The 21,858-nt window shown below is 73.5% G+C and carries 22 protein-coding genes and 2 pseudogenes; 11 read left to right on the top strand and 13 right to left on the bottom strand.

Annotated features, from left to right (window positions below):
• Positions 1 to 38: 38 nt before the first annotated feature.
• Both pheA and AC3EU2_RS06470 read right to left on the bottom strand, forming a co-directional pair.
• Complete coding sequence (pheA, locus tag AC3EU2_RS06465; protein WP_488178891.1) at positions 39 to 968, bottom strand: prephenate dehydratase; 930 nt, start codon at positions 966 to 968, stop codon at positions 39 to 41.
• On the bottom strand, positions 965 to 1,390 hold the full coding sequence (locus AC3EU2_RS06470) for a DUF4446 family protein (protein WP_488178892.1): 426 nt from the start codon (positions 1,388 to 1,390) through the stop codon (positions 965 to 967). Before AC3EU2_RS06470 ends, pheA begins: the two co-directional genes overlap by 4 nt.
• Positions 1,391 to 1,471: 81 nt before the next feature.
• Between AC3EU2_RS06470 and AC3EU2_RS06475 the strand changes: the two genes are divergently transcribed.
• Entirely contained in the window at positions 1,472 to 2,089 is a 618-nt protein-coding gene (locus AC3EU2_RS06475; RefSeq protein WP_488178893.1) for a TMEM165/GDT1 family protein, read from the top strand.
• Between the two features lie 288 nt (positions 2,090 to 2,377).
• Here AC3EU2_RS06475 and AC3EU2_RS06480 read toward each other — a convergent pair.
• Positions 2,378 to 3,190 (bottom strand): annotated as a pseudogene (locus AC3EU2_RS06480) (glycosyltransferase 87 family protein); the annotation flags it as partial.
• A 156-nt stretch (positions 3,191 to 3,346) separates the two neighbouring features.
• Here AC3EU2_RS06480 and AC3EU2_RS06485 point away from each other — a divergent pair.
• Both AC3EU2_RS06485 and AC3EU2_RS06490 read left to right on the top strand, forming a co-directional pair.
• A complete protein-coding gene (locus AC3EU2_RS06485; protein WP_488178894.1) occupies positions 3,347 to 4,345 on the top strand; it encodes a DNA topoisomerase IB in 999 nt (332 codons plus the stop codon).
• Positions 4,346 to 4,408: 63 nt separating this feature from the next.
• A complete protein-coding gene (locus AC3EU2_RS06490; protein WP_488178895.1) occupies positions 4,409 to 6,574 on the top strand; it encodes a hypothetical protein in 2,166 nt (721 codons plus the stop codon).
• Here the strand turns inward: AC3EU2_RS06490 and AC3EU2_RS06495 are convergent.
• The 5 genes from AC3EU2_RS06495 to AC3EU2_RS06515 are packed head-to-tail and all read right to left on the bottom strand — an operon-like array spanning position 6,501 to position 11,077.
• On the bottom strand, positions 6,501 to 8,036 hold the full coding sequence (locus AC3EU2_RS06495; RefSeq protein ID WP_488178896.1) for an MptA/MptB family glycosyltransferase: 1,536 nt from the start codon (positions 8,034 to 8,036) through the stop codon (positions 6,501 to 6,503). The genes AC3EU2_RS06490 and AC3EU2_RS06495 overlap by 74 nt on opposite strands.
• On the bottom strand, positions 8,017 to 8,769 hold the full coding sequence (locus AC3EU2_RS06500; RefSeq protein WP_488178897.1) for a glycosyltransferase: 753 nt from the start codon (positions 8,767 to 8,769) through the stop codon (positions 8,017 to 8,019). The genes AC3EU2_RS06495 and AC3EU2_RS06500 overlap by 20 nt, the downstream gene beginning before the upstream one ends.
• Complete coding sequence (locus AC3EU2_RS06505) at positions 8,769 to 9,665, bottom strand: DUF5926 family protein (protein ID WP_488178898.1); 897 nt, start codon at positions 9,663 to 9,665, stop codon at positions 8,769 to 8,771. Before AC3EU2_RS06505 ends, AC3EU2_RS06500 begins: the two co-directional genes overlap by 1 nt.
• Before the next feature lie 22 nt (positions 9,666 to 9,687).
• Positions 9,688 to 10,236 (bottom strand): ATP-binding protein, encoded by a 549-nt coding sequence (locus AC3EU2_RS06510; RefSeq protein WP_488178899.1) that lies wholly within the window; start codon positions 10,234 to 10,236, stop codon positions 9,688 to 9,690.
• A gap of 10 nt (positions 10,237 to 10,246) precedes the next feature.
• Complete coding sequence (locus AC3EU2_RS06515; RefSeq protein ID WP_488178900.1) at positions 10,247 to 11,077, bottom strand: glycerophosphodiester phosphodiesterase family protein; 831 nt, start codon at positions 11,075 to 11,077, stop codon at positions 10,247 to 10,249.
• 76 nt (positions 11,078 to 11,153) lie between these two features.
• Between AC3EU2_RS06515 and AC3EU2_RS06520 the strand changes: the two genes are divergently transcribed.
• Genes AC3EU2_RS06520 through AC3EU2_RS06530 form a run of 3 tightly spaced genes read left to right on the top strand, consistent with a single transcriptional unit; the run spans position 11,154 to position 13,170 of the window.
• On the top strand, positions 11,154 to 11,633 hold the full coding sequence (locus AC3EU2_RS06520; protein WP_488178901.1) for an RNA polymerase sigma factor: 480 nt from the start codon (positions 11,154 to 11,156) through the stop codon (positions 11,631 to 11,633).
• Entirely contained in the window at positions 11,630 to 12,223 is a 594-nt protein-coding gene (locus AC3EU2_RS06525; RefSeq protein WP_488178902.1) for a methylated-DNA--[protein]-cysteine S-methyltransferase, read from the top strand. Before AC3EU2_RS06520 ends, AC3EU2_RS06525 begins: the two co-directional genes overlap by 4 nt.
• A 38-nt stretch (positions 12,224 to 12,261) precedes the next feature.
• A complete protein-coding gene (locus AC3EU2_RS06530) occupies positions 12,262 to 13,170 on the top strand; it encodes a MerR family transcriptional regulator (protein WP_488178903.1) in 909 nt (302 codons plus the stop codon).
• A 95-nt stretch (positions 13,171 to 13,265) separates the two neighbouring features.
• Here AC3EU2_RS06530 and AC3EU2_RS06535 read toward each other — a convergent pair whose 3' ends face one another.
• Entirely contained in the window at positions 13,266 to 13,415 is a 150-nt protein-coding gene (locus tag AC3EU2_RS06535) for a hypothetical protein (protein ID WP_488178904.1), read from the bottom strand.
• Between the two features lie 320 nt (positions 13,416 to 13,735).
• Between AC3EU2_RS06535 and AC3EU2_RS06540 the strand changes: the two genes are divergently transcribed.
• Complete coding sequence (locus AC3EU2_RS06540; RefSeq protein ID WP_488178905.1) at positions 13,736 to 15,661, top strand: HNH endonuclease signature motif containing protein; 1,926 nt, start codon at positions 13,736 to 13,738, stop codon at positions 15,659 to 15,661.
• A gap of 34 nt (positions 15,662 to 15,695) precedes the next feature.
• Here the strand turns inward: AC3EU2_RS06540 and AC3EU2_RS06545 are convergent, their stop codons facing one another.
• Both AC3EU2_RS06545 and AC3EU2_RS06550 read right to left on the bottom strand, forming a co-directional pair.
• Positions 15,696 to 16,064, bottom strand: coding sequence for a tetratricopeptide repeat protein (locus AC3EU2_RS06545; RefSeq protein WP_488178906.1), 369 nt, complete (start codon positions 16,062 to 16,064; stop codon positions 15,696 to 15,698).
• A gap of 75 nt (positions 16,065 to 16,139) precedes the next feature.
• Positions 16,140 to 17,327, bottom strand: a complete 1,188-nt coding sequence (locus tag AC3EU2_RS06550; protein WP_488178907.1) for an acyl-CoA dehydrogenase family protein — start codon at positions 17,325 to 17,327, stop codon at positions 16,140 to 16,142.
• A gap of 87 nt (positions 17,328 to 17,414) precedes the next feature.
• On the opposite strand from AC3EU2_RS06550, the gene AC3EU2_RS06555 reads away from it, so the two are divergent.
• Complete coding sequence (locus tag AC3EU2_RS06555; protein WP_488178908.1) at positions 17,415 to 19,127, top strand: ABC-F family ATP-binding cassette domain-containing protein; 1,713 nt, start codon at positions 17,415 to 17,417, stop codon at positions 19,125 to 19,127.
• 1 nt (position 19,128) lies between these two features.
• On the opposite strand, the gene AC3EU2_RS06560 is transcribed toward AC3EU2_RS06555, so the two are convergent.
• Complete coding sequence (locus AC3EU2_RS06560) at positions 19,129 to 19,932, bottom strand: VOC family protein (protein ID WP_488178909.1); 804 nt, start codon at positions 19,930 to 19,932, stop codon at positions 19,129 to 19,131.
• Positions 19,933 to 20,003: 71 nt separating this feature from the next.
• On the opposite strand from AC3EU2_RS06560, the gene AC3EU2_RS06565 reads away from it, so the two are divergent.
• Both AC3EU2_RS06565 and AC3EU2_RS06570 read left to right on the top strand, forming a co-directional pair.
• Complete coding sequence (locus AC3EU2_RS06565; RefSeq protein ID WP_488178910.1) at positions 20,004 to 20,165, top strand: N-acetyltransferase family protein; 162 nt, start codon at positions 20,004 to 20,006, stop codon at positions 20,163 to 20,165.
• An 18-nt stretch (positions 20,166 to 20,183) separates the two neighbouring features.
• Positions 20,184 to 20,549, top strand: a pseudogene (locus AC3EU2_RS06570) (N-acetyltransferase family protein); the annotation flags it as partial.
• On the opposite strand, the gene AC3EU2_RS06575 reads toward AC3EU2_RS06570, so the two are convergent.
• Positions 20,546 to 20,860, bottom strand: a complete 315-nt coding sequence (locus AC3EU2_RS06575; RefSeq protein WP_488178911.1) for a GNAT family N-acetyltransferase — start codon at positions 20,858 to 20,860, stop codon at positions 20,546 to 20,548. The pseudogene AC3EU2_RS06570 and the gene AC3EU2_RS06575 overlap by 4 nt on opposite strands.
• A 41-nt stretch (positions 20,861 to 20,901) precedes the next feature.
• On the opposite strand from AC3EU2_RS06575, the gene AC3EU2_RS06580 reads away from it, so the two are divergent.
• Positions 20,902 to 21,822 (top strand): pirin family protein, encoded by a 921-nt coding sequence (locus AC3EU2_RS06580; protein WP_488178912.1) that lies wholly within the window; start codon positions 20,902 to 20,904, stop codon positions 21,820 to 21,822.
• The last annotated feature ends 36 nt before the right edge of the window (positions 21,823 to 21,858 follow it).

The following is a 21,858-nucleotide window of genomic DNA, read 5'->3' on the forward strand; positions in this document are numbered from 1 at the left end:
GGGAATTGGCGAGTTGGGGCCGGGAAGAGGACGTGGGGTCAGGTGCCGCGGAGGCTGCGGAGCCAGTCGCGGGCCGAGCTGAAGTCGGCGTCGCCGGTGAGCGGCGCGACCGCGGTGAGGGCGCCGTCCTCGCGCGGGTAGGACCCGAGGAAGCGCACCTCCGCGCAGACCCGCTTGAGCCCCATGAGCGCCTCACCGACGCGCTCGTCGAGGACGTGGCCCTCGAAGTCGATCGAGAAGCAGTAGGAGCCGAGGAAGTCCTTGGTCGGGCGCGACTCGAGCCGGGTCATGTTGATGCCGCGCACCGAGAACTGCTCGAGCAGCTCGAGCAGCCCGCCGGCCCGGTCGTCACGCTGGAACAGCATCACCGTCGTCTTGTCGGCGCCGGTCCGCTCGGGCAGCGACCCGGGGCGGGCCACGAGGACGAAGCGGGTCACGGCGCCGGCGCGGTCACCGATGTCCTCGGCGAGCACCTTGAGCCCGTGGTTGGCGGCGGCGACGGGGGCGCACACCGCCGCGTCGTAGCCCTGCCCGGCCTCGCCGTGCGCCAGCCCGGCGGCCGCCGCGGCGGTCGACAGGGTCGGGACGTACGTCGCCTCGGGCAGGTGGCGGTCCATCCACCCGCGGACCTGCGCCCACGCGTGGGAGTGCGTGCCGACCGCGTGGACGTCCGCGCGCGACACACCGTGACGGGCGGCGAGGACGAAGGTGATCGGCACGTTGACCTCACCGATGACGACGAGCGGGTCGCCCGAGGCGAGGGCGTCGAGTGTCGCCGAGACCCCACCCTCGACGGAGTTCTCGATGGGGACCATGGCCGCGTCGATCTCGCTGCGCCGCAACGCGTCGAGCGCCGAGTCCACCGACCCGAAGGGCACGTGCTCCCCCTCGTGGGACGCCGTCCAGGACAGCAGCGCCATCTGCGTGAAGGTGCCCTCCGGCCCGAGGTAGCCGTAGCGCGTCGTCATCGCTGCCTTCCGGTCCGGGCGGCGCTCAGCGCCTGCTGCTCCTCGGGGGTGAGGGTCGTGTCGGAGCCGCCGCCGGTGATGCCCTTGGCGTACGTCCGGGACTCCCCGCGCGCGTGGATAGAGCTGAGCACCACGCCGTCGCCGTGGTCGTCGACGATCGCCGCGCTGAAGCTGAGCCGCCCGCCCATGTCACCGAACGCGTCGTAGCGCACCACCGCGACGTGCCGCAGCGCCTGCGCGAGGTCGGCCCGCAGCGCCTCGAGGTCACCCGAGCCCACGGGCCGCTGCCGCTCGAGGCGGCCCACCTGCTGGCGCAGCCGCAGCACGGCCACGACGAGCGCGACGAGCGCCGCGACGAACACCAGCGGCACGAGCAGGGTGACGAGGATCGTCAGCCCCTCGAGTGCGTTGGTCCCGAACATGACGGTCAGCGTATGCCGTGCCGTCCCGCCCCGCGGGCACGTCCACTCCCGCGGACGGGCGCTCGTAGCCTTGTCCCCATCATGGGCATCGACCTCGTCACCATCGCCATCGTCTTCGCGACCATCTTCGTCGTCGAGCTCCCCGACAAGACCTTCATCGCGACGCTCGTCATGTCGACGCGGTTCCGTCCGCTGCTCGTGTGGGTCGGGGTCGTCGCCGCGTTCTTCGTGCAGACGCTCGTCGCCGTCGCCATCGGCGGGGTGCTCAACCAGCTGCCCAAGAAGCCGATCGAGATCTTCGCGGCCGTGCTGTTCCTCGTCGGGGGCATCATCCTGCTGCGCGGGGCGAGCAAGGCCGACGAGGAGGAGGCGGAGACCGAGGAGGAGTTCGGCGCGAAGTCCGCGGCCCGGCAGCTCGCCGGCTGGAAGGTCGTGACCTTCAGCTTCACCATCCTCTTCCTCGCCGAGTGGGGCGACCTGTCGCAGATCCTCACCGCGTCGATGGTGCTGCGTTTCGACGACCCGCTGTCGGTCTTCATCGGCGCGTTCCTCGCGCTCGCCGCCGTCTCAGGCCTGGCGGCCCTGCTGGGCCGCACGCTGCTCCAGCGGATCCGGCTGTCGACGATCCGCCGCGTCGGCGGCGGCGTCTGCCTCGTCCTCGCCACCGTCAGCGCCCTCCAGATCGTCGGCGTCCTCTGACCGCTCGCCCGCGAGGTCCGCGTCACGGCTGACCCACCAGAGCAGGCCGAGCGCGATTAGGCCACCGGCGACGTCCGCGTTCTGGAGGGCCCGCCCGGGGAGCTCGGGCCACTCGGGGTGGTTGAGGTAGGTGATGCCCCACCACGGCATCCGCATGAGGAACCACCCGCCGACGACGAGCCCGGCGACGAGCCGCCGGCGCGAGCGCCACGGCTGCGCGCCGAGCAGGGCGAGGACGACGACGACGACCCAGTGGAAGTGGTGGATCCAGGCGACCGGGGACAGCAGGCAGGCGAGCAGCCCGACGACGGCGACCTCGGCGATCGAGTCGCCGCGCCGCCACATCTCGCGCGCCAGCCGGTAGCCGAACACCCCGACGACGGCGACGAGCACGAGCCAGATCGCCGTCCCGACGAGCCCCTCGGGTCCGACCCGCAGCAGGAACCCGCGCAGCGACTGGTTGGACGTGCCGAAGTTCGGGCCGAGCCGGGCCGGGTCCTGCAGCGCCCCGCCCCAGAACGCGAACGAGGCTTCGGGCAGCAGCGCCCACGCCCCGAGCGTCACGCCGACGGCCGTCCCCACCGCCGTCGCCGCCTCCTTCCACCGGCGGCAGACGAGGTAGTGGATGACGAAGACACCGGGCGTGAGCTTGATCGACATCGCCAGGCCGACGAGCACGCCGGGTGGCACGTGGCGGAGCAGCCCGGGCCGCGGCCGGCGCAGGTCCATGAGGCAGGCGAGCACCATGAACGCGTTGACCTGCCCGAACCGGACGCCGTCGGAGACGGGGTGCATCCACAGCATCGGCGCGGTGAGCGCCGCGAGCGCGAGGGGCAGCCACGGGCCGGCGCGGTGCAGCAGCCGCCACCCGGCATACCAGACGATCGCGGTGGTCGCCGCGATCTGGGCGGCCGTCCACAGCCAGCCGGCCACCCCGAACGGCACCCACGCCAGCGGGATCGCGAGGATCGCCGCGAACGGCGGGTAGGTGAACGGCAGCAGCTGCGGCGCCTCGGTCATCGCCGCGTAGATGGGGCGGCCGGTGAGGATCGAGACCCCGGCGTCGCGGTAGACCTCGACGTCGACCTGCCACTGGTCCATCGGCCAGAACACGAGGTAGCGCAGGACGACGGGCACCGCGGCGAGCGCGATGAGCGCGATCGCGAGCGGCCACTGCCAGCGCGCCGGCGGCGCTTTCGTCGAGGTCACCCGGTCATTGTCTCCGTATGCCGGGTGCTCGCGTGGCAGGGTCACGTCATGGCTCGTCTGCGCACCGTCTCCCCCCGGTCCCGCGGCTGGACGCGCCGCCGGGCGGGGAAGGGCTTCACCTACCTCGACGGCGACGGCGTGCGGCTCCCCGCGGAGGACGTCGAGCGGATCAAGTCGCTCGCCATCCCGCCCGCGTGGGAGGAGGTCTGGATCTGCCCCGTCGCCAACGGCCACATCCAGGCGGTGGGCACGGACGCGGCCGGGCGCCGCCAGTACCTCTACCACCCGGTGTGGCGCGCGCGTCGCGACCGGGAGAAGTTCGACCGCATCACCGCGGTGGCCTCCCGCCTCCCGGCCGCCCGGCGCCGGGTCGCCCGGGACCTCGAACGCGACGGGACGCCGCTCGTCAAGGCCGCGGCGGCCGCCGTGCGCCTGCTCGACCGGGGTTACTTCCGGATCGGCAGCGACACCTACACCGACGAGAACGGCTCGTTCGGCCTCACCACCCTCGAGCGGAGCCACGTCCGCAAGGAGCGCGGCCTGCTCGTCTTCCGGTTCGTCGGCAAGTCGAGCATCGAGCACGTCATCGAGATCGACGACCCGGCGGCGATCCGGGCGCTCGAGCCGATGCGGCGGCGCCGGACGACGAGCCAGCGCCTCCTCGCCTACGAGGCCGACGGGAAGTGGTGCGACCTCACGGCCCCCGACGTCAACGCCTACCTCGCCGACCTGCTCGGTGGCGACCTCACCGCCAAGGACTTCCGGACGTGGCACGCCACCGTGCTGGCGGCGCTCTCGCTCGCCGAGTCCGAGGAGGAGGGCGACACGGTGACGTCCCGCCGTCGGGCGGTCAAGGCCGCCATCGCGGAGGTCGCCGAGTACCTCGGCAACACGCCCACCATCGCGAAGAACTCCTACGTCGACCCGCGGGTCATCGACGAGTACGAGTCGGGACAGACGATCGGCGTCGAGCCGCGCCGGTTCCGCAACCCGGAGCGGCGCCAGACGGCCGCGGAGAAGGCCCTGCTCGACCTCCTCACCGGCTGACCGCGGCCGGGCCGCCACCGCGTGCCCGGGCTGCGTCCACCCGGCCCCCGTAGGATCCGCCGCGTGACCCGTCGAGCCCTGGCTGCCCTCCTCGCTGCTGTCGCGGCCGTGCTCGGACTCGGGGTCGCGTCGGCCGCGACCCCCGCTCTCGCCGCTGCCCCGTTCGGCGCGACGGTCCTCATCGGCACCGGCGGACTCACCTGGACCGACGTCTCGGAGGAGGACACCCCGAACCTCTGGACGCTCCTGCGGGACGGCTCGAGCGCGGCGATGTCGATCAGGTCGGTCGAGACCAACACCTGTCCGGTCGACGGCTGGCTCGGCGTCTCCGCCGGGGGCCGGGCCGCGGCGCCGCGCCCGGGGACCGGCCCCGTGAAGGAACGCCCGTGCGCGCCGATCGAGGAGCCCACCGGCGGCGTCGTGCCGCAGTGGCAGACCTACGTCGACGCCGCCGCCAGCCGCAAGTTCGACGCCCGCCTGGGCATGCTGGGAGAGGCCGCCGCCGCCTCCGACGTCTGTGTGAAGCCGGTCGGACGGGGCGCCGCCATCGCCGCCGCCCGTGCCGACGGCACCGTCGACCGCTACTCGACGTGGTCGAACCAGACTCTCCTCGTCGACCTCAACACCTGCCCGCTCACCATCGTCGACGTCGGCAGCGTGCGCGACCCCGACGACGTCGCATCAGCCGAGACGGCTCCCGGGTCCAGCCGCAAGGACCAGATCGCCGCCGTGGACGAACGCATCGGCGCGGTCATCGAGGCCGCCCCGGGCGGCGCCGACTTCATCGTCGCGAGCCTGTCCGACGCCGGCGAGACCGAGCGACTGCGCCTCGTCGTCGCCCGCGGCCCCAGCGGCTTCGGCCCCGGCCGGCTCGACGCGCAGTCGACGCGGCAACCCGGCCTCGTGCAGGCGCAGGACCTCCCGGTGACCGTCATGGCGATCACCGGCATCGACATCCCGACCGGCCTCGGCGGCACCCGGATGACGAGCGACCGCGCGCCGGACAACTCCGAGCGGCGGGCTCGTGACCGCCTCCAGACGCTCGTCGACTACGACTTGGCCAGCCACGAGGTGCACGGCCTCGTCCCGCCGTTCTTCAACACCTTCGCCTACGGGCAGCTCGTCATCTACCTCCTCGTGCTCCTCGTGTGGAAGGGCAAGATCGGCGGCCCCGACACCCGCCGCCGCGTCCTCGGCGTCGTCCGCATCGTCGCGGTGGCGGCCGCGTCCGTGCCCGCGTCGACCTTCCTCGCGAACCTGCTGCCGTGGTGGCGCTTCCCCGTCCCGATGCTCTCCATCGTCGCGGCCGTCGGGGTGTTCGTCGCCCTCATCGCGTTCGCCGCGCTGCGCGGCCCCTGGGGCCGGGCGGCCCTGGGGCCGCTGGCGTTCGTCGCCGCCGTGACGATGGCGGTGCTCGCCGGTGACGTCATGACCGGCTCGAGGCTCCAGCAGTCCTCGCTCATGGGCCTGCAGCCCGTGGTCGCGGGCCGCTTCTACGGCATGGGCAACGTGACCTTCGCCCTCTTCGCGACGGCGTCGATCCTGCTGGCCACCGCGGTGTCGAGCTTCCTCGTCAAGGCGGGACGGCCCCGTGTCGCCGCCGCGGTCGTCCTCGTCCTCGCGTTCGCCACCGTCGTCGTCGACGGTGCGCCCTTCTGGGGCGCGGACGGTGGTGGCCCACCGGCGTACATCCCCGGCATCGCCTACCTCGTCCTGTCCATCCTCGGCCTGCGGATGACGTGGCAGCGGATCGCCGTCATCGGGCTCGGGTCGGTCGGGCTGTTCTTCGCCGTGGCCTTCCTCGACTGGCTGCGCAGCCCCGACGACCGCAGCCACCTCGGGCGCTTCATCCAGTCGATCATCGAGGGCGACGCCCTCGACATCGTCGTCCGCAAGGGCCAGCAGAACTGGAGCATCCTGCTCGGCAACGCCCCGTTGACCCTGCTCGTGCCGGCGGCGCTGCTCTTCGTCATCTACGTCCTCGCACGCCCGACGTCCTGGGGCTCGCGCGGCTTGGGCAAGGCGGCCGAGAAGGCGCCGACGCTGCGGGCGGGGCTCATCGCCCTCGTCATCACGCTGACGATCGGCTTCCTCATCAACGACTCCGGCACGGCGATCCCCGCCGTCGGCGCGACGGTCGCGGTGCCGCTCATCGTCAGCGTCGTCGTGCGGACCCTCCAGGACGACCTGCGCGGCTCGGCCACGACCCGTCGCGCCAGGCGGAGCTGACCAGCCAGGCCCACGCGGCCAGCAGCACGGCCGGGGCGACCTGCGTGCGGACGGCCATCGTCACGTCCTCGACCCCGGGCGTCATCCCGAGGACGCGCCCCGGGGTGTAGGCCACCGCCATGACCCACAGCCGCGCGAGCAGGACGGCGTCCACGGCGCCGACAGCGACGGCGGGGAGCGCGGACCAGACCATGAGGTCGTACCAGGGCAGCGAATAGGTCGCCGCGAGCGCGTAGGCCCCGGCCAGCACGACGACCCACACCAACGCCCGCCCCCCGACCCCGACGTCTGCGCCGATGGTCGCTCCAGCAGCCGTTGACGCAGACGTTGCGGGAGAGCGGGTGACGTGGTGGACGAGGCGCACCAGGCACGCCGCGAAGACGAGGGCGGCCGCGGCCGCGAGGGCCGAGATCCGCATCCGGACGTCGACGCCACCGCCGCTCACCTCGAGCAGCCACCGCCACGGCGTCGCGAGCGAGACGGCCCTGGCCGACCGGCCGAGCTGGTCGTAGACGTGCGGGCCGGCCCAGACGTGCAGCGCCCCGGTGACCACCACGGCCGACCCGACGAGGACCGCGGGCCGGCCCAGCCGGCGCACGCCGAGGGCCAGGAGCAGCGCGACGAGGAAGACGGCATACGTGAACTTGGACGACAGGGCGAGGGCTCCGAGGGTCCCGGCCAGCACCGCCCCGCCGACCCCGACGTGGCGGTGCGCCGCCCAGACCGCGGCGACGCCGAGCGCGGTGGCGAGCAGGTCGACGTGCGCGCCGAGGAGGCCGACCGAGAAGACGAGGGGGTTGGCGGTCCACACGGCGTCGATGCGGGCGCCGTGCCCGGGAAGCAGCCGGCGCAGGCACCACCGGACGGCGAGCCACGACGCGACGACGACGAGCTGCCACAGCCAGACCGTCTCGCGCAGGCTGTCGCCGCCGCCGAGCGAGGTGAGCCCCTGCACGAGGGTGGCGAACGGCCCGTAGACGCTCGGCTCCTCGGTCCAGGGCGCCTCGACCCGGCTGACGACGGGGTCCGCGCCGCCGCGCCAGCGGTCGGGGGACTCGAGCCACGGGTTGTCGCCGAGGCTGAGGATGCGCCCGTAGGCCGCGTAGCTCACGTGGTCGCCCGACCCGAACGGCGTCGTCAACGCCGCGGCGACGGCGAGCGCTCCGACGACCGGCCGGGACAGCTCGCCGTCGCGGCGCAGGAGCGACAGGACGACCGCGAGGGCCCCCACCGTGTATGCCGTCCACATCGCCGCCGTGACCAGGGCCGGGCTGAGCGCGAACGGCAGCAGGGTGCCGGGCGCCCAGCCGCGGTCGCCGAGGTCGGACGCGGCGGCGTTCGGGAGGGTGAGCCCGACGAGGAGCAGCAGGGTGAACGAGAGGACGAGCAGGCCGGTCCGCAGCCGTGCGCCGACGGGGCCCCGAGCGAGGCGGCCGCCGGTGTCAGAGACGCGCTGCGACACCGGGTGCACGCTGCGAGAGGGCTCGTCGCAGGCGGCGCCTCGTGAGGGCCCGCCAGACGTCGCGGTACTGCGCGGCGCGGTGCACCTGGCCGCGCCAGTCGGTCCCGGAGACCCGGTGCTGGAGCTCGCAGGGGACCTCCTCGACGCGCAGGCCGGCGGTGAGCACGTCGACGGTGAGGCCGACCTCGACCCCCCAGCCGGGGGCCAGGGGGCTCGCGGCCTCGAACGCCTCGGCGGTGAGGCAGCGCATGCCGGAGAGCGGCTGGACCGGGGTCCAGCCGGTGAGGCCGGTGATGCCCTCGCTGGCGAGGCGCACGACGAAGCCGTGGCCGCCGCCCGCGACCTTCTGCGGGGGCAGCGTCGCGATGGTCATGTCGGCCCGGCCCCCGAGCACCGGGGGCAGGAGGACGTGGAGGTTGCTCGCCGACTGCTCGAGGTCGCCGTCGACGAAGAGCAGGTGGCGGGGTGCCTGGCCGTCGGCCGCCTCGAGTCGCCGCAGGTGCCGCACCCCGGTCTCGAGGGCGGCGGCCTTGCCGGCGTTGCGGGCGTGCACGACGACGCTGGCGCCCGCGCCGTCGGCGACGGCCGCCGTGTCGTCGCTGCTCCCGTCGTCGACGACGACGACGCGGTCGACGCCGTCGAGGGCCAGCACGGCCTCGACCGTCGCCGTGATCCGGTCGGCCTCGTCCTTGCAGGGGATGATCGCCGCGACCGTGCGGTCAGGCGCCGACATCAGCGCAGGGTGACCTGGCGGCTGAGCAGGCCCGAGCGGGCGCGACGCTCGGCGGCGGTGAGGGGCGCGGCGGAGGCGAGCGCGGCGGCATACCGCGTGCCGAAGGCACCGAGGGCGTCCTCGTGGACGTCCGGGTCGCGGTCGGCGGGCACCTCGAAGACGGGGACGAGGAGTCCGCAGGCGCGGAAGGCACCGAGCAGCCGGGTGCCCTCACCCAGGCTGGTCTCGCCGGCCGCGTGCAGGCGGGCGAGGGCGTCGGTGGCGTGGTCCTCGTCGTCCGGGAGGACGAGCCGGATGTAGGTGCGCTCGCCGATGCGGACCCAGTAGGCCGACGGCAGCGCCGACATGCGGCGGGTCGGGACGACCGACTCGTTGGCACGGTCGAGCGAGGCCCGGCCCTCCTCGTCGAGGTCCTGGCCGTCGACCCAGAAGTCGAAGCCCTCGTGGACCTCGACCTCGAACGGGGCGGAGGTGTCGAGGAGGTCCTGCAGTCGCGGGGTGTCGCCGGTCGCGGCGGTCACGTGCTGGACGGCGCTGCCGGGCTCGGCGGCCGCGCCGGCGAGGAGCTGCGCGGCGAGGTCGCGGCTCGGGTCACCGCTCGTCGAGCCGGACTGCGTCCCGACGAGGACCGTGCCGTCGGCGCGGTGCACCGCCGGCCAGGCCATGGGGAGCACCGTGGCGATGGTCGCGCGCTCGACGCCCTCCGGGGCGTGTGCGGGGGCGAAGGTCACCGCAGCCGTGGCCGCCGGGAGGATCTCGCGGATCGCCACCCACTCGGTCTCCCGCGGCAGCCCCTCGAAGGGCCGGTTCACGTAGGGGACGGGTGCCGGGCGCTGCCGCGTGGCGGGTGCGCCCGAGTCGTCGGTGGTCCTGCGTCGTCGCGAAGCCTTGCCCATGGCGGTCAGCGTAGTGCGCTCGTCAGGTGGCGCGGCGACGGCTCGGTCCGCCCACGGCGGCCCACACCGTCTGCGCACCCTTGTCCTCGCCGACGCCCCACTCGTGGGCGAGCGAACGGATGATGCGCAGCCCGCGGCCGCTCGACACCCAGACCGCGGCCGGCGCCGGCACGGGCGCGGTGTCGCCACCGCCGTCGGTGACCTCGAGCTCGACGACCTCACCGCGGACCTTCCAGCGCACCCGCAGGCAGCCGTCGGCCAGGGGGCGCGCGTGGCGGATGGCGTTGGTCATGAGCTCGGACACCACGATCTCGGCCTCGTCGATGGTCTGCTCGGGGAGGTCGCGGGCCCGAAGGTCGGCCACGACCGCCTGCCGCACGCGGGTCACCGTCGACGCGCCCCAGGGCGCCCGGATCGTGCGCACCTGGCCGCGGCCGATGGCGCCGCCGAACTCGTCGAGGGCGCGACCCGCGGGCACGACGGGGGCGTCGCCCGTGCCGGTCGTCGTGCCGGTCGTCGTGCCGGTCGTCGTGTCGGGCGAGTCGGTCGCGTCGGTCTCCGCTGAGGTCACGTCGGGGACTCTAGTCGAGCAGGGCGAGGACGTGGCGTGGTCGATCGCTGATGATGACGTCGACGCCGAGCTCGGCGCAGCGCTCGACGTCCTCGTCGTCGTTGACCGTCCAGACGTAGACGGTGTGCCCGCGACGGTGGTGGGCGCGCACGACCGACGGGGTGCGCCGCACGATCCGCACGTCGAGCCCGACGGTGGTGATGCCGTTCGGGAGGGAGCCGTCCCAGGAGAACCGCGGTGCCGACTGCTCGACGAGGTAGACGAGCGGGACGTCGGGCGCGAGCCCACGCATCCGCATGAGCGCGAGCAGCGAGAACGACATGACGCGCAGGTGCGGCTGGTGAGGGCGGTCGCCGCCGGTCAGCGCGAACTCGCGCAGCACCGTGACGAGCTGGCGCTCGACGAGGCCGCCGTAGCGGGTGGGGTGCTTGGTCTCGACGAGCGTGAGGAGCTCGTTGTTCTGCTGGGTGAGCGCGTCGAGGAGCCGTCGCAGGGTGAGCAGGCGCCCGCGCTCGGGGTCCCGGTCCGCGTCCTCGGGTGCGCTGCCGTCGTCGAGGTCCTTCCAGCTGCCCCAGTCGAGGCCCTCGAGGTGCGCGAGCTCGAGGGTGGAGATCACCCCGTCACCGTTGCTCGTCCGGTCGGCACGGCGGTCGTGGACGCAGACGAGGTGGTGGTCGGCGGTGAGCCGGACGTCGCACTCGATCCCGTCGACGCCGAGGCCGAAGGCGGTCGTGTACGCGGCGAGGGTGTGCTCGGGGGCCTCCGAGCTGGCCCCCCGGTGGGCCACGACGAGCGGCCGACCAGTCCCCTCACGCCGATGCCACGGTGTCGGAACATCCACGCGCCCATCGTGGCAGTGCCGGACCCCTGGCGACGCGAACGACTCACACGACCTCGCGGCATACCGTTGTCCCATCGTGAGCCTTCCCCCCTTCCAGACCCTCGTCGACGCGCACTGGCGCGACGTGGCCCGCCTGGCGCACGCGCTCGCCGGCCCGAACCTCGGGGACGACGTCGCGCAGCAGGCGTGGACGCAGGCGCTCGCGGCGTACCCGCGGGTGACGAGCACCCGCAACCTCAAGGGGTGGCTGCTGACGATCACGCACCGCTGCGCGATGGACGCCCACCGGGCCGCTCGCCGCACGGTGCTCCACGACGACCCGTCCTCGCTGTCCGCCGCGCCGGTGGTCTCCGCGCCGGTGGCGCCCGACGACGGGCTGTGGGCGCGGGTCGACGCCCTGCCCCCGCGCCAGCGGGAGGCCGTCGTCCTCAAGTACGTCGGCGACCTCGACCACCGCGCCGTCGCCACCGCCCTGGGGACCTCCCCCACCATGAGCCGCCGGCTGGTGTCCGACGCGCTCGCCACTCTCCGTCTCGATGCTGAGGAGCTGCGATGACTGCTTCGGTCCTGTCGTCCTTCGACCCGTCCGTGCGCCCGCCGCTGCTGCCCGAGTCGGACGTGTCGTATGCCGTCGAGGACACCGCCGTGGGCCGCCTCCTGCTCGCGATGACCGCCGACGGCCGGCTCGTCACGAGCGCGTACGTCCCGGACTCCGCGGCCGAGTCCGCCTGGCTGCAGCGGGTCGCGGACGTCGTGTCCCCTCGCGTCCTGCGCCACCCGGCGCGGCTGGACCAGGTCCGTCGCGAGCTCGCCGCCTACCTCGACGGGCGGGCGACCGGGTTCTCGGTGACGCCCGACCTGGCCCTGGCCAGCGCGTTCCAGCGGTCGGTGCTCACCGGGCTGGCGACGCAGGTGGGCTACGGGGCGTCGACGACCTACGGGGAGCTGGCTGCCGCCATCTCGCGTCCGGGAGCGGCGCGGGCCGTGGGCTCGGCCCTGGGCGCGAACCCGGTCTGCGTCGTGGTGCCCTGCCACCGGGTGCTGCCGGCCCGCGGTTCGGTCGACGGCGACGTCGGTGGGTATGCCGGTGGGCCGGCCGCGAAGTCGTACCTCCTCGCGCTCGAGGCAGGTCGTTCCGTGCGGTGATGGCCTCCCGGCGCTGCCGGGTCTACGCTGGACAAACCATGTACACGATCAAGCGCGCCGCGGAGCTCACCGGCATCGGCCTCGCCACCCTCCGGGCGTGGGAGCGCCGCTACGGCGTCGTGTCCCCGTCCCGCACCGAGAGCCGCTACCGGCTGTACTCCGACAACGACGTTCGGGCGCTCTCGATCATGGCCGCGCTCGTCGACGACGGGTGGACCGCGAGCGAGGCTGCGGCAGAGACGCTTCGGCGGGTGAGCGGGTCGGGCACGGCGACGGTCTCGTCGGTGGCCGGCGGCTCGGCACCGTCCTTCGCCACGTTGGACGAGCTGGACCAGCTCATCGAGGCGGCGGCCGAGCTGGACGTCGACCGGGTGAGCGCCATCCTCGACCGGGCGCTCGCGCGGGACGACTTCACCGTCGTCGCCGCGCAGTGGCTCATGCCCGTCCTCACCGCCGTCGGTGGCGCGTGGGCCGACGGGCGCATGACCGCCGCCGGCGAGCACCTCATCAGCTATGCCGTGCAGCGCCGCCTGGCCGGGCTGTACGAGGGGGCTGCGCGGCCAACAAGCGGACCCCTCGTCGTCCTCGGCCTCCCGCCGGGGTCACGCCACGAGCTCGGGCTGCTCGCCTTCGCGGTGGCCGCGCGCCAGGCCGGGCTCGACACCGCGTACTTCGGCGCGGACCTGCCGGTCTCGGACTGGGAGTCCGCCGTCTCCAGCCGTTCCGCCGGGGCCGCTGTGCTGTCCGTGCCGCGACTCGCCGACGTGGTGCCGGCCCAGTCCGTGGTCAACCGTCTGCGTGAGCGTTCGCCCGCAGTCGTCGTGGCTGTGGGCGGCGGCTACCAGGAGGACATCACGGGGGCGCACCACCTGGGCCACGACCTCGCCGACGGCATCGCGCTGCTGCGGGCGCAGCTCGCCGTCGCCGGGAGCACGCAGCCCGCCTGACCGCCCGGTCCCGAGCAGACGAACGCCGCCCCCCACCCGTTTGTTCAGAGTGGGGGGCGGCGCTGTGGGGCCGGCACTGAGGGCAGGGGCCTACCTCAGCACCAGGGGTAGATGAACAGGCTGTCGTCGCCTGCACGGTGGTCGGCGAGCACGACGCTGCGCGGCAGCGGGTCCGGGAGCGACGCGACGTCGGTGCCCGCACGCGGCACGACGCCCACCGACACGGCGGTGGCGATCCTCTTCATGGCGATCTCCTTGGTCGTGTGAGCCCCGGTCGTGTGGAGCACTGCCCCAAGGGAACGCCCTCGGTCGCCTCTTTGTCAATGCTTTGTACAGGGTTTGGTCCGCATGTGGCCCGAAAGGACTACGCCGCGTCCTTCGGACGGGGAACCCGGCGGCGCCGAGGTCGCCCCACTGGAGGCCGCTCTGCGGGGAGCGTCGCGCCTGGAGCCGGATCGCGGTTTCGTGCCGCTCGGTTCGGCCCTCGAGCAGCCCCACATTCGGTTGTGCTGGAGTCCGATTGGCGGCGGGGGTGGCTGTCAGTGGTGGCCTCTAGAGTTCTGTCATGGAGCTCGACACCGCGATCGCGAACCTGGAGGTGGCCACCGCCTCGGTCGTGGAGGCGTTGCGGCACAGCGACCCCGGCTCGGCCGGCCGGGAGCAGCTGCTGTCGGTGGTCGAGGTCACCCACCGGGTCGGCAACACCCTCGCCGAGGTGCAGACCGTCGCGGTCGCCCACGTCGCCGCGATCGAGGACGTCACATGCTCGGACGGGACCTGGGGTGAGCAGCACCGCGGGCTGGGCCACGAGTGCCTCGACGCCCCCGGCCTGATCGGACCGATCCTGGGGATCACCGCCCAGGCCGCGACGACCCGGTGCGAGGTCGCCGTGCACCAGATGACGACCACCCCCCAGCTCGTCACCGCGATGCTCGCCGGCGACCTCGACCCCTGGCGGGCCCGGGTCGTCACCACCGAGGTCGAGATCTGCCCCGACGACGGCGCCCACACCATCGTCGACGCCCTCGTCGCCCACTACGACGCCAAAGGCCGGTGGGACGAGACCACCGGACCCCTGCGGGCCCGGGTCCGGCGGATGATCGCCCGCGCCCACCCCGACGTCGTCGCCGGACAGGCCAAGGCCGCCCGCGAAGGACGGTTCGTGCGCCGCTGCCCGGCCACCCTGGGCACCGACCACTGGGAGGCCGAGCTCCCCGTCGAGCGCTCCGCCCCGATGTGGCAGGCCGTCGACACCCTCGCCCGCACCCTGCGCCGCGCCCACCCCGACCTCACCCTCGCCCAGGCCCGCGCCGACGCCCTCGCCCAGCTCGTCCTGGCCCAGGCCACCGTCACCGTCCACCTCCACGCCACCGTCCCCGCCGACACCCCCACACCCGCCGCACCCGCCGCACCCGCCGCACCCGCTGCAGGGACCCACACCCGAACGCGAACCAGCCCCTCCGATGACGCCGACCCCACCGGCACCACCACTGCCGCCACCGTGGCGGGGGCTGCGACGGACGCCACCTCGGCGACGCGCCGCGACGCCAGCAGCGACGGGGGCCGTGCCCGGGTCCGATCGGACGACGTCCCTGCCGGCTCCAGCGCGGCCGCGACCTCGAATAACGCGAGCGCTGCCACCGCCTCGACCGACTCCGACGTTGGCAGTAACCCAACCCACGGTGACCCCGGCGCGCCTTCTGCTCGCCCGGCCGGCAGCTCGGGAGCGACGGCGCCCGCAGGTGAGCACCGACCCACCGGGCCGCCCCAGGCACCACACCTGACCGAGGTCGGCGGGCTCGGATCCACCGTGCCCACCCTGCTCGACCTCGACGCCCTCGCCGCCGCCACCCGACTCGTTCCCTCGAGCCCACTGACGTGCGACCCCGACACCGGCGCCGTGACCGGCGGGACCATCCCCGCCTCCCTGGCCACACGCGCCCGCAAGGACGCCGCCCGCCGCAGCGACGGCTACGTCGTGCCCGCCGACATGGCCCGCCTCGTCCGCCTGCGCGACGGCCGGTGCCGCTTCCCCGGCTGCTCCACCAACGCCATGTACACCGACCAGGACCACGTCATCGCCTGGCCCGTCGGCGCCACCACCCCCACCAACCTCATGTGCCTGTGCCGCCGACACCACCGCATCAAGCAACGCCACGGCTGGACCGTCCGCCTCGACCCCGACGGCACCGCCCACTGGACCGACCCCACCGCACGCACCTCCACCACCCACCCCATCGACCACCTCGACCGCACCACCGTGCCCCTGGCACCGACCGCGCCGACCGAGCCCGGGCGACCGGCAACCGCCGCCGCCGCCGCGAGCCCGACCCACCGCCCCACCCGGCTGCGGCCGCTCGACCTCGACGAGGTCCACACCCTCCTCGAGGACCACCTCTGGCGCCACCTCGAGCTCCTCGACCGCGACGGACCCCCACCACCCATCACCATCGACATCACCCCGGCCTACCCCGCCCCGCCGCCGTTCTGACGCGCCTCACCGGGGCCCCTTTCGCCCGGAGGGCTCAGCGTCCGGGCAGCTCCGGCCCCTCGATGTCGTACCCACCGAGCAGCTTGGCCATTGCGAGGTGCGGCTTGGCCTCCTCGTGGCGGCTCTGGCGCTGCAGGGTCCGCCCGAGGAGCAGCAGCGCGTAGTGGTCGTCCGGGTTGTCGACGAGCATCGCCCGGAGGATCTCCTCGCTCCGGGTGAGCTGCGCCGAGTGGTAGTACGACCGCGCGAGGTACAACCGCAGCTCCGTCGTCCCGTGCAGGGGCGGCTCCAGGGCGCTGCGGTCGACGAGCTCCAGGAACAGGGCACCGGCCTCGCGGTACTCCCCCCGGTCGAACCGCTCCCGCGCCGCGTCGTAGTCGCTGGCGAACGAGCTCTCGGTCATGACTCTCCCTCGATGTGTCCTGCTAGGCCTGTCTAGGCCAAACCTGATAATCCACTATCCGGCCGGATCATTCCCTCAGCGGAACGCCGGCAGGCCGGTGAGCGCCTGGCCGATGACGAGCTGGTGCACCTCGGACGTGCCCTCGTAGGTGAGGACCGACTCGAGGTTGTTGGCGTGGCGCAGCGGCGAGTACTCCAGCGCGATCCCGTTGGCGCCGAGCAGCGTCCGGCACTCCCGCGCGATGGCGATCGCCTCACGACAGGAGTTGAGCTTGCCCAGGCTCACCTGCTCGGGCCGCAGCGTCCCGGCGTCCTTGAGCGCGCCGAGGTGCAGCGCGAGCAGCATGCCCTTGCCCAGCTCGAGCGTCATGTCGGCGAGCTTGGTCTGGGTGATCTGATAGCCGGCGAGGGGCTTGTCGAAGATCTCGCGGTCCTGCGTGTAGGCGATGGCCACCTCCAGCGAGTCCCGCGCCGCCCCCAGGGCCCCGAAGATGATCCCGAAGCGCGCCTCCGACAGGCACGACAGCGGCCCCGACAGCCCCCGCGCCTCCGGCAGCATCGCCGACGAGGGCAGCCGCACCCCCTCGAGCACGAGCTCCGAGGTCACCGAGGCCCGCAGCGACAGCTTCCCGGTGATCTCCGGCGCCGAGAACCCGGCCGAGTCGGTCGGCACGACGAACCCGCGGATGGTCGAGCCGTCGCTGTCGTCGGTGCGCGCCCACACCACGGCGACGTCGGCGACGGACCCGTTGGTGATCCACATCTTCGTCCCGTCGAGCACCCAGTCGTCACCGTCGCGACGGGCGCGCGTCCGCATGCCCGCGGGGTTCGACCCGTAGTCCGCCTCGGTGAGGCCGAAGCACCCGATCGCCTCCCCCGCCGCCATCCTCGGCAGCCACTCCTGCTTCTGCTCCTCGCTGCCGTGCTTCCAGATCGCGAACATCGCGAGCGAGCCCTGCACCGAGACGAGGCTGCGCACCCCGGAGTCGACCGCCTCCAGCTCCGCACAGGCCAGCCCGTATGCCGTGGCGCTCGTCCCCGCGCACCCGTACCCCTCGAGGTGCATGCCGAGCAGGCCGAGCCCACCGAACTGGAGCGCGAGGTCCCGCACCGGCACGGAACCGGCCTCGAACCACCCCGACACGTGGGGGCGGACCTCCGCGGTGAGGAAGGACCGGACCGTGTCCCGCATGGCCCGGTCCTCGGCGCTGATGAGCCCGTCGATGCCGAACAGGTCGAGCGGGTGCTGCGTGTCCGTGGCCATGGCGCCAACCTACCTGCGGGGCCGAGGACGCGTCCGTCCGGAAACCCGGGTGACGGCGCGACCCGCGACGGGGGAGACTCGACTCCCGTGGCACATCTCGAGGTCAACCAGGTCGGGTTCACGCTCCCCGACGGACGCCCTCTGCTCGACGGCGTCCAGTTCCGCGTCGGCGACGGGCAGCGGGTCGCGCTGATCGGTCCCAACGGGACGGGCAAGACCACCCTGACCCGGATCGTCTCCGGCGGCCTCACGGCGAAAGAGGGGGCGATCACCCTCTCCGGGACCCTGGCCGTGATGAACCAGTTCATCGGCAAGGTCCGCGACGACTCCACCGTCCGCGACCTGCTCGTGTCCGTCGCGCCCGAGCGGATCCGCACGGCGGCACGTGCCGTCGACGCCGCCGAGCTGCGGATCATGGAGGTCGACGACGAGCCGTCGCAGATGGCCTACGCGCAGGCGCTGGCCGACTGGGGAGACGCCGGTGGCTACGAGTTCGAGACGACCGTCTGGGACACGGTGACGATCCAGGCGCTGGGTATGCCGTTCGAGCGGGCCCAGTGGCGCCCCGTCACCTCCCTCTCGGGAGGGGAGCAGAAGCGTGTGGTCCTCGAGGCTTTGCTGAGCGGGCCCGCGGACCTGCTGCTGCTCGACGAGCCGGACAACTACCTGGACGTGCCGGCCAAGCGGTGGCTCGAGGACCGGCTCATCGCCTCTGACAAGACGGTGCTCTTCATCAGCCACGACCGGGAGCTGCTGTCGCGGGTCGCGACGGCCGTCGTCACCCTCGAACCTGGTGCCAACGGTGCGACCGCGTGGACCCACCCCGGGTCGTTCGCGACGTGGCACCAGGCGAGGGTCGACCGCAACGACCGCCTCGAGGAGCAGCTCCGCCGCTGGGACGAGGAGCACGCCAAGCTCAAGGCGCTCGTCATCATGTACCGGCAGAAGGCGGCCTACAACTCGGACATGGCCTCCCGCCTCCAGGCGGCCGTCACCAAGCTCGACCGGTTCGAGAAGGCGGGGCCGCCCGAGAAGGTCGCGATCAGCCAGAACGTCCGGATGCGCCTCACCGGCGGCCGGACGGCCAAGCGCGCCGTCGTCTGCACCGGCCTCGAGCTGCTCGCCCCCGACCCCACCTCGGGTGCGGCGGATCTCATGCGGCCCTTCGACCTCGAGGTCTGGTTCGGTGAACGCGTCGCCGTGCTCGGGTCGAACGGGTCCGGCAAGTCGCACTTCCTCCGGCTCCTCGCCGCGGGCGGGAGCGACCCGGACGTCGAGCACCAGCCGGTCGGCGAGATCCCGCCGGAGCCGGTGCGGCACCGCGGCAACGCCCGGCTCGGCTCACGCGTCCGACCCGGCTGGTTCGCGCAGACGCACGACTCCCCCGCCCTGCGCGGGCGCACGCTGCTCGACATCCTGCACCGCGGCGACGACCACCGGACCGGCCGCGGGCGGGAGGAGGCGTCACGGGTCCTCGACCGCTACGAGCTGGCCCGGCAGGGTGAGCAGACCTTCGACTCGCTCTCGGGCGGGCAGCAGGCGCGCTTCCAGATCCTCCTGCTCGAGCTGAGCGGGGCGACCCTGCTGCTCCTCGACGAGCCCACCGACAACCTCGACCTGCACTCGGCCGAAGCACTCGAGCAGGCGCTCACCGCGTTCGAGGGCACCGTGCTCGCCGTGACCCACGACCGGTGGTTCGCGCGCAGCTTCGAGCGCTTCCTCGTCTTCGGCAGCGACGGCCGCGTCGTCGAGACACCGGAGCCGGTGTGGGACGAGGCCAGGGTCAGCCGCGCCCGCTGACTCAGCCCTCTCCGGGCGCCGGGACCTCCCCGAACGGCTTCGAGGTCATGAGCGAGAACTCCTCGCCGTCGAGCCCCTTGACGGTGGTGACGCGCCCGTACTCGAAGTCCCACGGCTCGGTGGGTGCGTCACCGCCGGCGTCGACGACGCGCTGCCGGGCCGCGTCGACGTCGTCGACCTCGAAGGTCACGCACCAGCGGGGCCCCAGCGCGTCGTCGGGCTGGGCCAGGCCCATGCCACCCGCCGGCTGGTCCGCCCCCGGCGGGGTGAACATCGTGTACTCGAAGCCCTCCACCGGGGTGTCCTCGTAGGTGAAGCCGAAGACCGTGCCGTAGAACGACTTCGAGTCCGCCAGACCCGCGGAGACGAGGTCGATCCAGGCGACGGACCCGTGCTCGTTGTGCGCGTCGAAGCCGGTGTGCTCGCGCGACTCCCACGCCCCGAACGGGACGCCGGCGGCGTCGGCCCACATCGCCATCCGCCCGAAGGCACCGATGTCCATGGGCTCGAAGATCTGCTGCGCCCCGGCCCCGGTCGCCGCCGCGGCGGTCGCCTCCACGTCGTCGGTCGCGAAGTAGGTCGACCACACCGTCGGCCAGTCCATCCCCTCCATCGGGGGTGACATCCCGGCGACCTTGCGGCCGCCGAGGTGGGCGTTGGTGTAGCCGCCGTACTCGGCGCTGCTCTCCTCGAACTCCCAGCCGAGAACCGAGGTGTAGAACGCCTGGCTGCGGGCCAGGTCGCTCACGCTGACGTCCACCCAGCAGGGCGTCCCTGCCGGCCACTTCTCCTCGTGAGTTGCCATGGACCGACGCTAGACCCGCCCGGTGACGGCCATGCCGGAAACGGCGTCCGGGAGTCAGGAAGGATGACGTCATGACGCCCCGCCCACAGGAGCAGGTGCGTGACGCGACGAGCGACGACGCCGCCCGCTGCGCCGCCATCTACGCGCACTACGTCGAGCACTCGACGGCGACGTTCGAGGGGGTCGCGCCCACGGCCGCAGCGGTGGCCGGGCGCATCGCCGCCGCCCAGTAGCGCCACGCCTGGCTCGTCGCCGAGCGCGACGGCGTCGTCGTCGGCTACGCCTACGGCGGACCGTTCAAGGCGCGGGCGGCCTACCGCTTCTCGTGCGAGGTCAGCGTCTACGTCGACCCCGCCGGCCGGGGCGGTGGGACCGGCCGGACCCTCTACGCCGCCCTGCTCGACCGGATGGAGGCACTCGGCATGCGGATGGCGTGCGGCGGGATCACCCTGCCCAACGACGCGAGCCTCGCGCTGCACCGCGCGCTCGGGTTCGAGACGGTCGGCACGTACCGCCGGATCGGCTGGAAGCACGGCCGGTGGCGTGACGTCACGTGGGTGCAGAAGCCACTCGGCGGCGACGGCCCACCGACGACCGAGAGCCAGGGGCGGCGCTAGGGCGCGATCTCCCCGTCCGGGGCGACGTGCACCAGCGACCGGTAGTCGGGGTGGCGCGCGATCCAGGCCTTGATGAACGGGCAGAGCGGCAGCACCTCCCGCTCGCCGGTGTCGCGCACGTCGTCGAGGGCGAACCTCGCGAGCGCCGACCCCACGCCGCGGCCCCCGAAGCGGTCGTCGACCTCGGTGTGCGTGAACGCGATGAGCCCGGAGGACAGCCGGTAGGCCGCGAAGCCGGCCACCTCGTCGCCGAGGCGGGCCTCGTAGCGGTTCCGCTCCACGTTGTTCGTCACGACGACGTCATCAGCCATGCTGGTCATGAGACCACGACACCACACCACCGAGGAACGCCATGACCGAGGTCCACGTCCTGACTCCGCGCGAGGTGCCGCTGGGTGGCCCCCGCTCGATGACGGTGCGGCGCACCCTCCCCCACCGCGACCGCTCCTTCGTCGGTGCGTGGTGCTTCGTCGACCACTACGGCCCCGATGACGTCGCGGCGACGAGCGGGATGGACGTCCCGCCGCACCCGCACACCGGGCTCCAGACGGTGAGCTGGCTGTTCGCGGGCGAGGTCGAGCACCGCGACAGCGGTGGCGTGCACGCCATGGTCCGGCCGGGCGAGGTCAACCTCATGACGAGCGGCCACGGCATCGCCCACTCGGAGGTGTCGACGCCCGACACGACGACCCTGCACGGCGTCCAGCTGTGGGTCGTCCTTCCCGAGGACGACCGCGACCTCGAGCGCGAGTTCCAGCACCACGCCGCCCCCGTCGTCTCCCTGGCCGAGGGCGTGGACGCCCGCGTGTTCATCGGCACCCTCGACGGCCACGGCTCCCCCGTCCGGACGCGAACCCCGCTCCTCGGGGCCGAGGTGACCCTCGCGGCAGGTGCGTCGTGGACGGTCCCGGCGGACCCGGCATACGAGCACGCCCTCCTCGTGGACACCGGAAGCGCCACGTTCTGCGGGACCTGGCTCGGGCACGGCGACCTGGGCGTCGTCGACGCCGGCCTCACCGAGCTCACCCTCGTCGCCGAGGAGCCCACCCGCGCGGTGCTGCTCGGCGGCACGCCCTACGACGAGCCGATCGTCATGTGGTGGAACTTCATCGGGCGCGACCACGACGAGATCGTCGCGTTCCGGGAGCAGTGGCAGTCGCGGGCCGAGCGCTTCGGCGAGGTCGAGGGGTATGCCGGCCGGCTGGCCTGGCTGCCCGCGCCCGAGCTCCCGGCCGGTCGCCTGCGCAGCCGGGACCGGCACGGACGGCACTGACCCCGGACCCCCTTGGTGCGGCATACCCAAGGGGGG

The organism is Knoellia sp. B-D-2, from assembly GCF_057714695.1.

Excerpts from the sequence above, each read along its gene's own strand:
- AC3EU2_RS06530 (WP_488178903.1), top strand. The coding sequence starts at position 12,262 with ATGTACACGATCAAGCGCGCCGCGGAGCTCACCGGCATCGGCCTCGCC.
- AC3EU2_RS06575 (WP_488178911.1), bottom strand. The coding sequence starts at position 20,860 with ATGGCTGATGACGTCGTCGTGACGAACAACGTGGAGCGGAACCGCTAC.
- AC3EU2_RS06550 (WP_488178907.1), bottom strand. The coding sequence starts at position 17,327 with ATGGCCACGGACACGCAGCACCCGCTCGACCTGTTCGGCATCGACGGG.
- pheA (WP_488178891.1), bottom strand. The coding sequence starts at position 968 with ATGACGACGCGCTACGGCTACCTCGGGCCGGAGGGCACCTTCACGCAG.
- AC3EU2_RS06500 (WP_488178897.1), bottom strand. The coding sequence starts at position 8,769 with ATGTCGGCGCCTGACCGCACGGTCGCGGCGATCATCCCCTGCAAGGAC.
- AC3EU2_RS06470 (WP_488178892.1), bottom strand. The coding sequence starts at position 1,390 with ATGTTCGGGACCAACGCACTCGAGGGGCTGACGATCCTCGTCACCCTG.
- AC3EU2_RS06525 (WP_488178902.1), top strand. The coding sequence starts at position 11,630 with ATGACTGCTTCGGTCCTGTCGTCCTTCGACCCGTCCGTGCGCCCGCCG.
- AC3EU2_RS06475 (WP_488178893.1), top strand. The coding sequence starts at position 1,472 with ATGGGCATCGACCTCGTCACCATCGCCATCGTCTTCGCGACCATCTTC.
- AC3EU2_RS06535 (WP_488178904.1), bottom strand. The coding sequence starts at position 13,415 with ATGAAGAGGATCGCCACCGCCGTGTCGGTGGGCGTCGTGCCGCGTGCG.
- AC3EU2_RS06540 (WP_488178905.1), top strand. The coding sequence starts at position 13,736 with ATGGAGCTCGACACCGCGATCGCGAACCTGGAGGTGGCCACCGCCTCG.
- AC3EU2_RS06560 (WP_488178909.1), bottom strand. The coding sequence starts at position 19,932 with ATGGCAACTCACGAGGAGAAGTGGCCGGCAGGGACGCCCTGCTGGGTG.
- AC3EU2_RS06545 (WP_488178906.1), bottom strand. The coding sequence starts at position 16,064 with ATGACCGAGAGCTCGTTCGCCAGCGACTACGACGCGGCGCGGGAGCGG.
- AC3EU2_RS06485 (WP_488178894.1), top strand. The coding sequence starts at position 3,347 with ATGGCTCGTCTGCGCACCGTCTCCCCCCGGTCCCGCGGCTGGACGCGC.
- AC3EU2_RS06505 (WP_488178898.1), bottom strand. The coding sequence starts at position 9,665 with ATGGGCAAGGCTTCGCGACGACGCAGGACCACCGACGACTCGGGCGCA.
- AC3EU2_RS06580 (WP_488178912.1), top strand. The coding sequence starts at position 20,902 with ATGACCGAGGTCCACGTCCTGACTCCGCGCGAGGTGCCGCTGGGTGGC.
- AC3EU2_RS06565 (WP_488178910.1), top strand. The coding sequence starts at position 20,004 with ATGACGCCCCGCCCACAGGAGCAGGTGCGTGACGCGACGAGCGACGAC.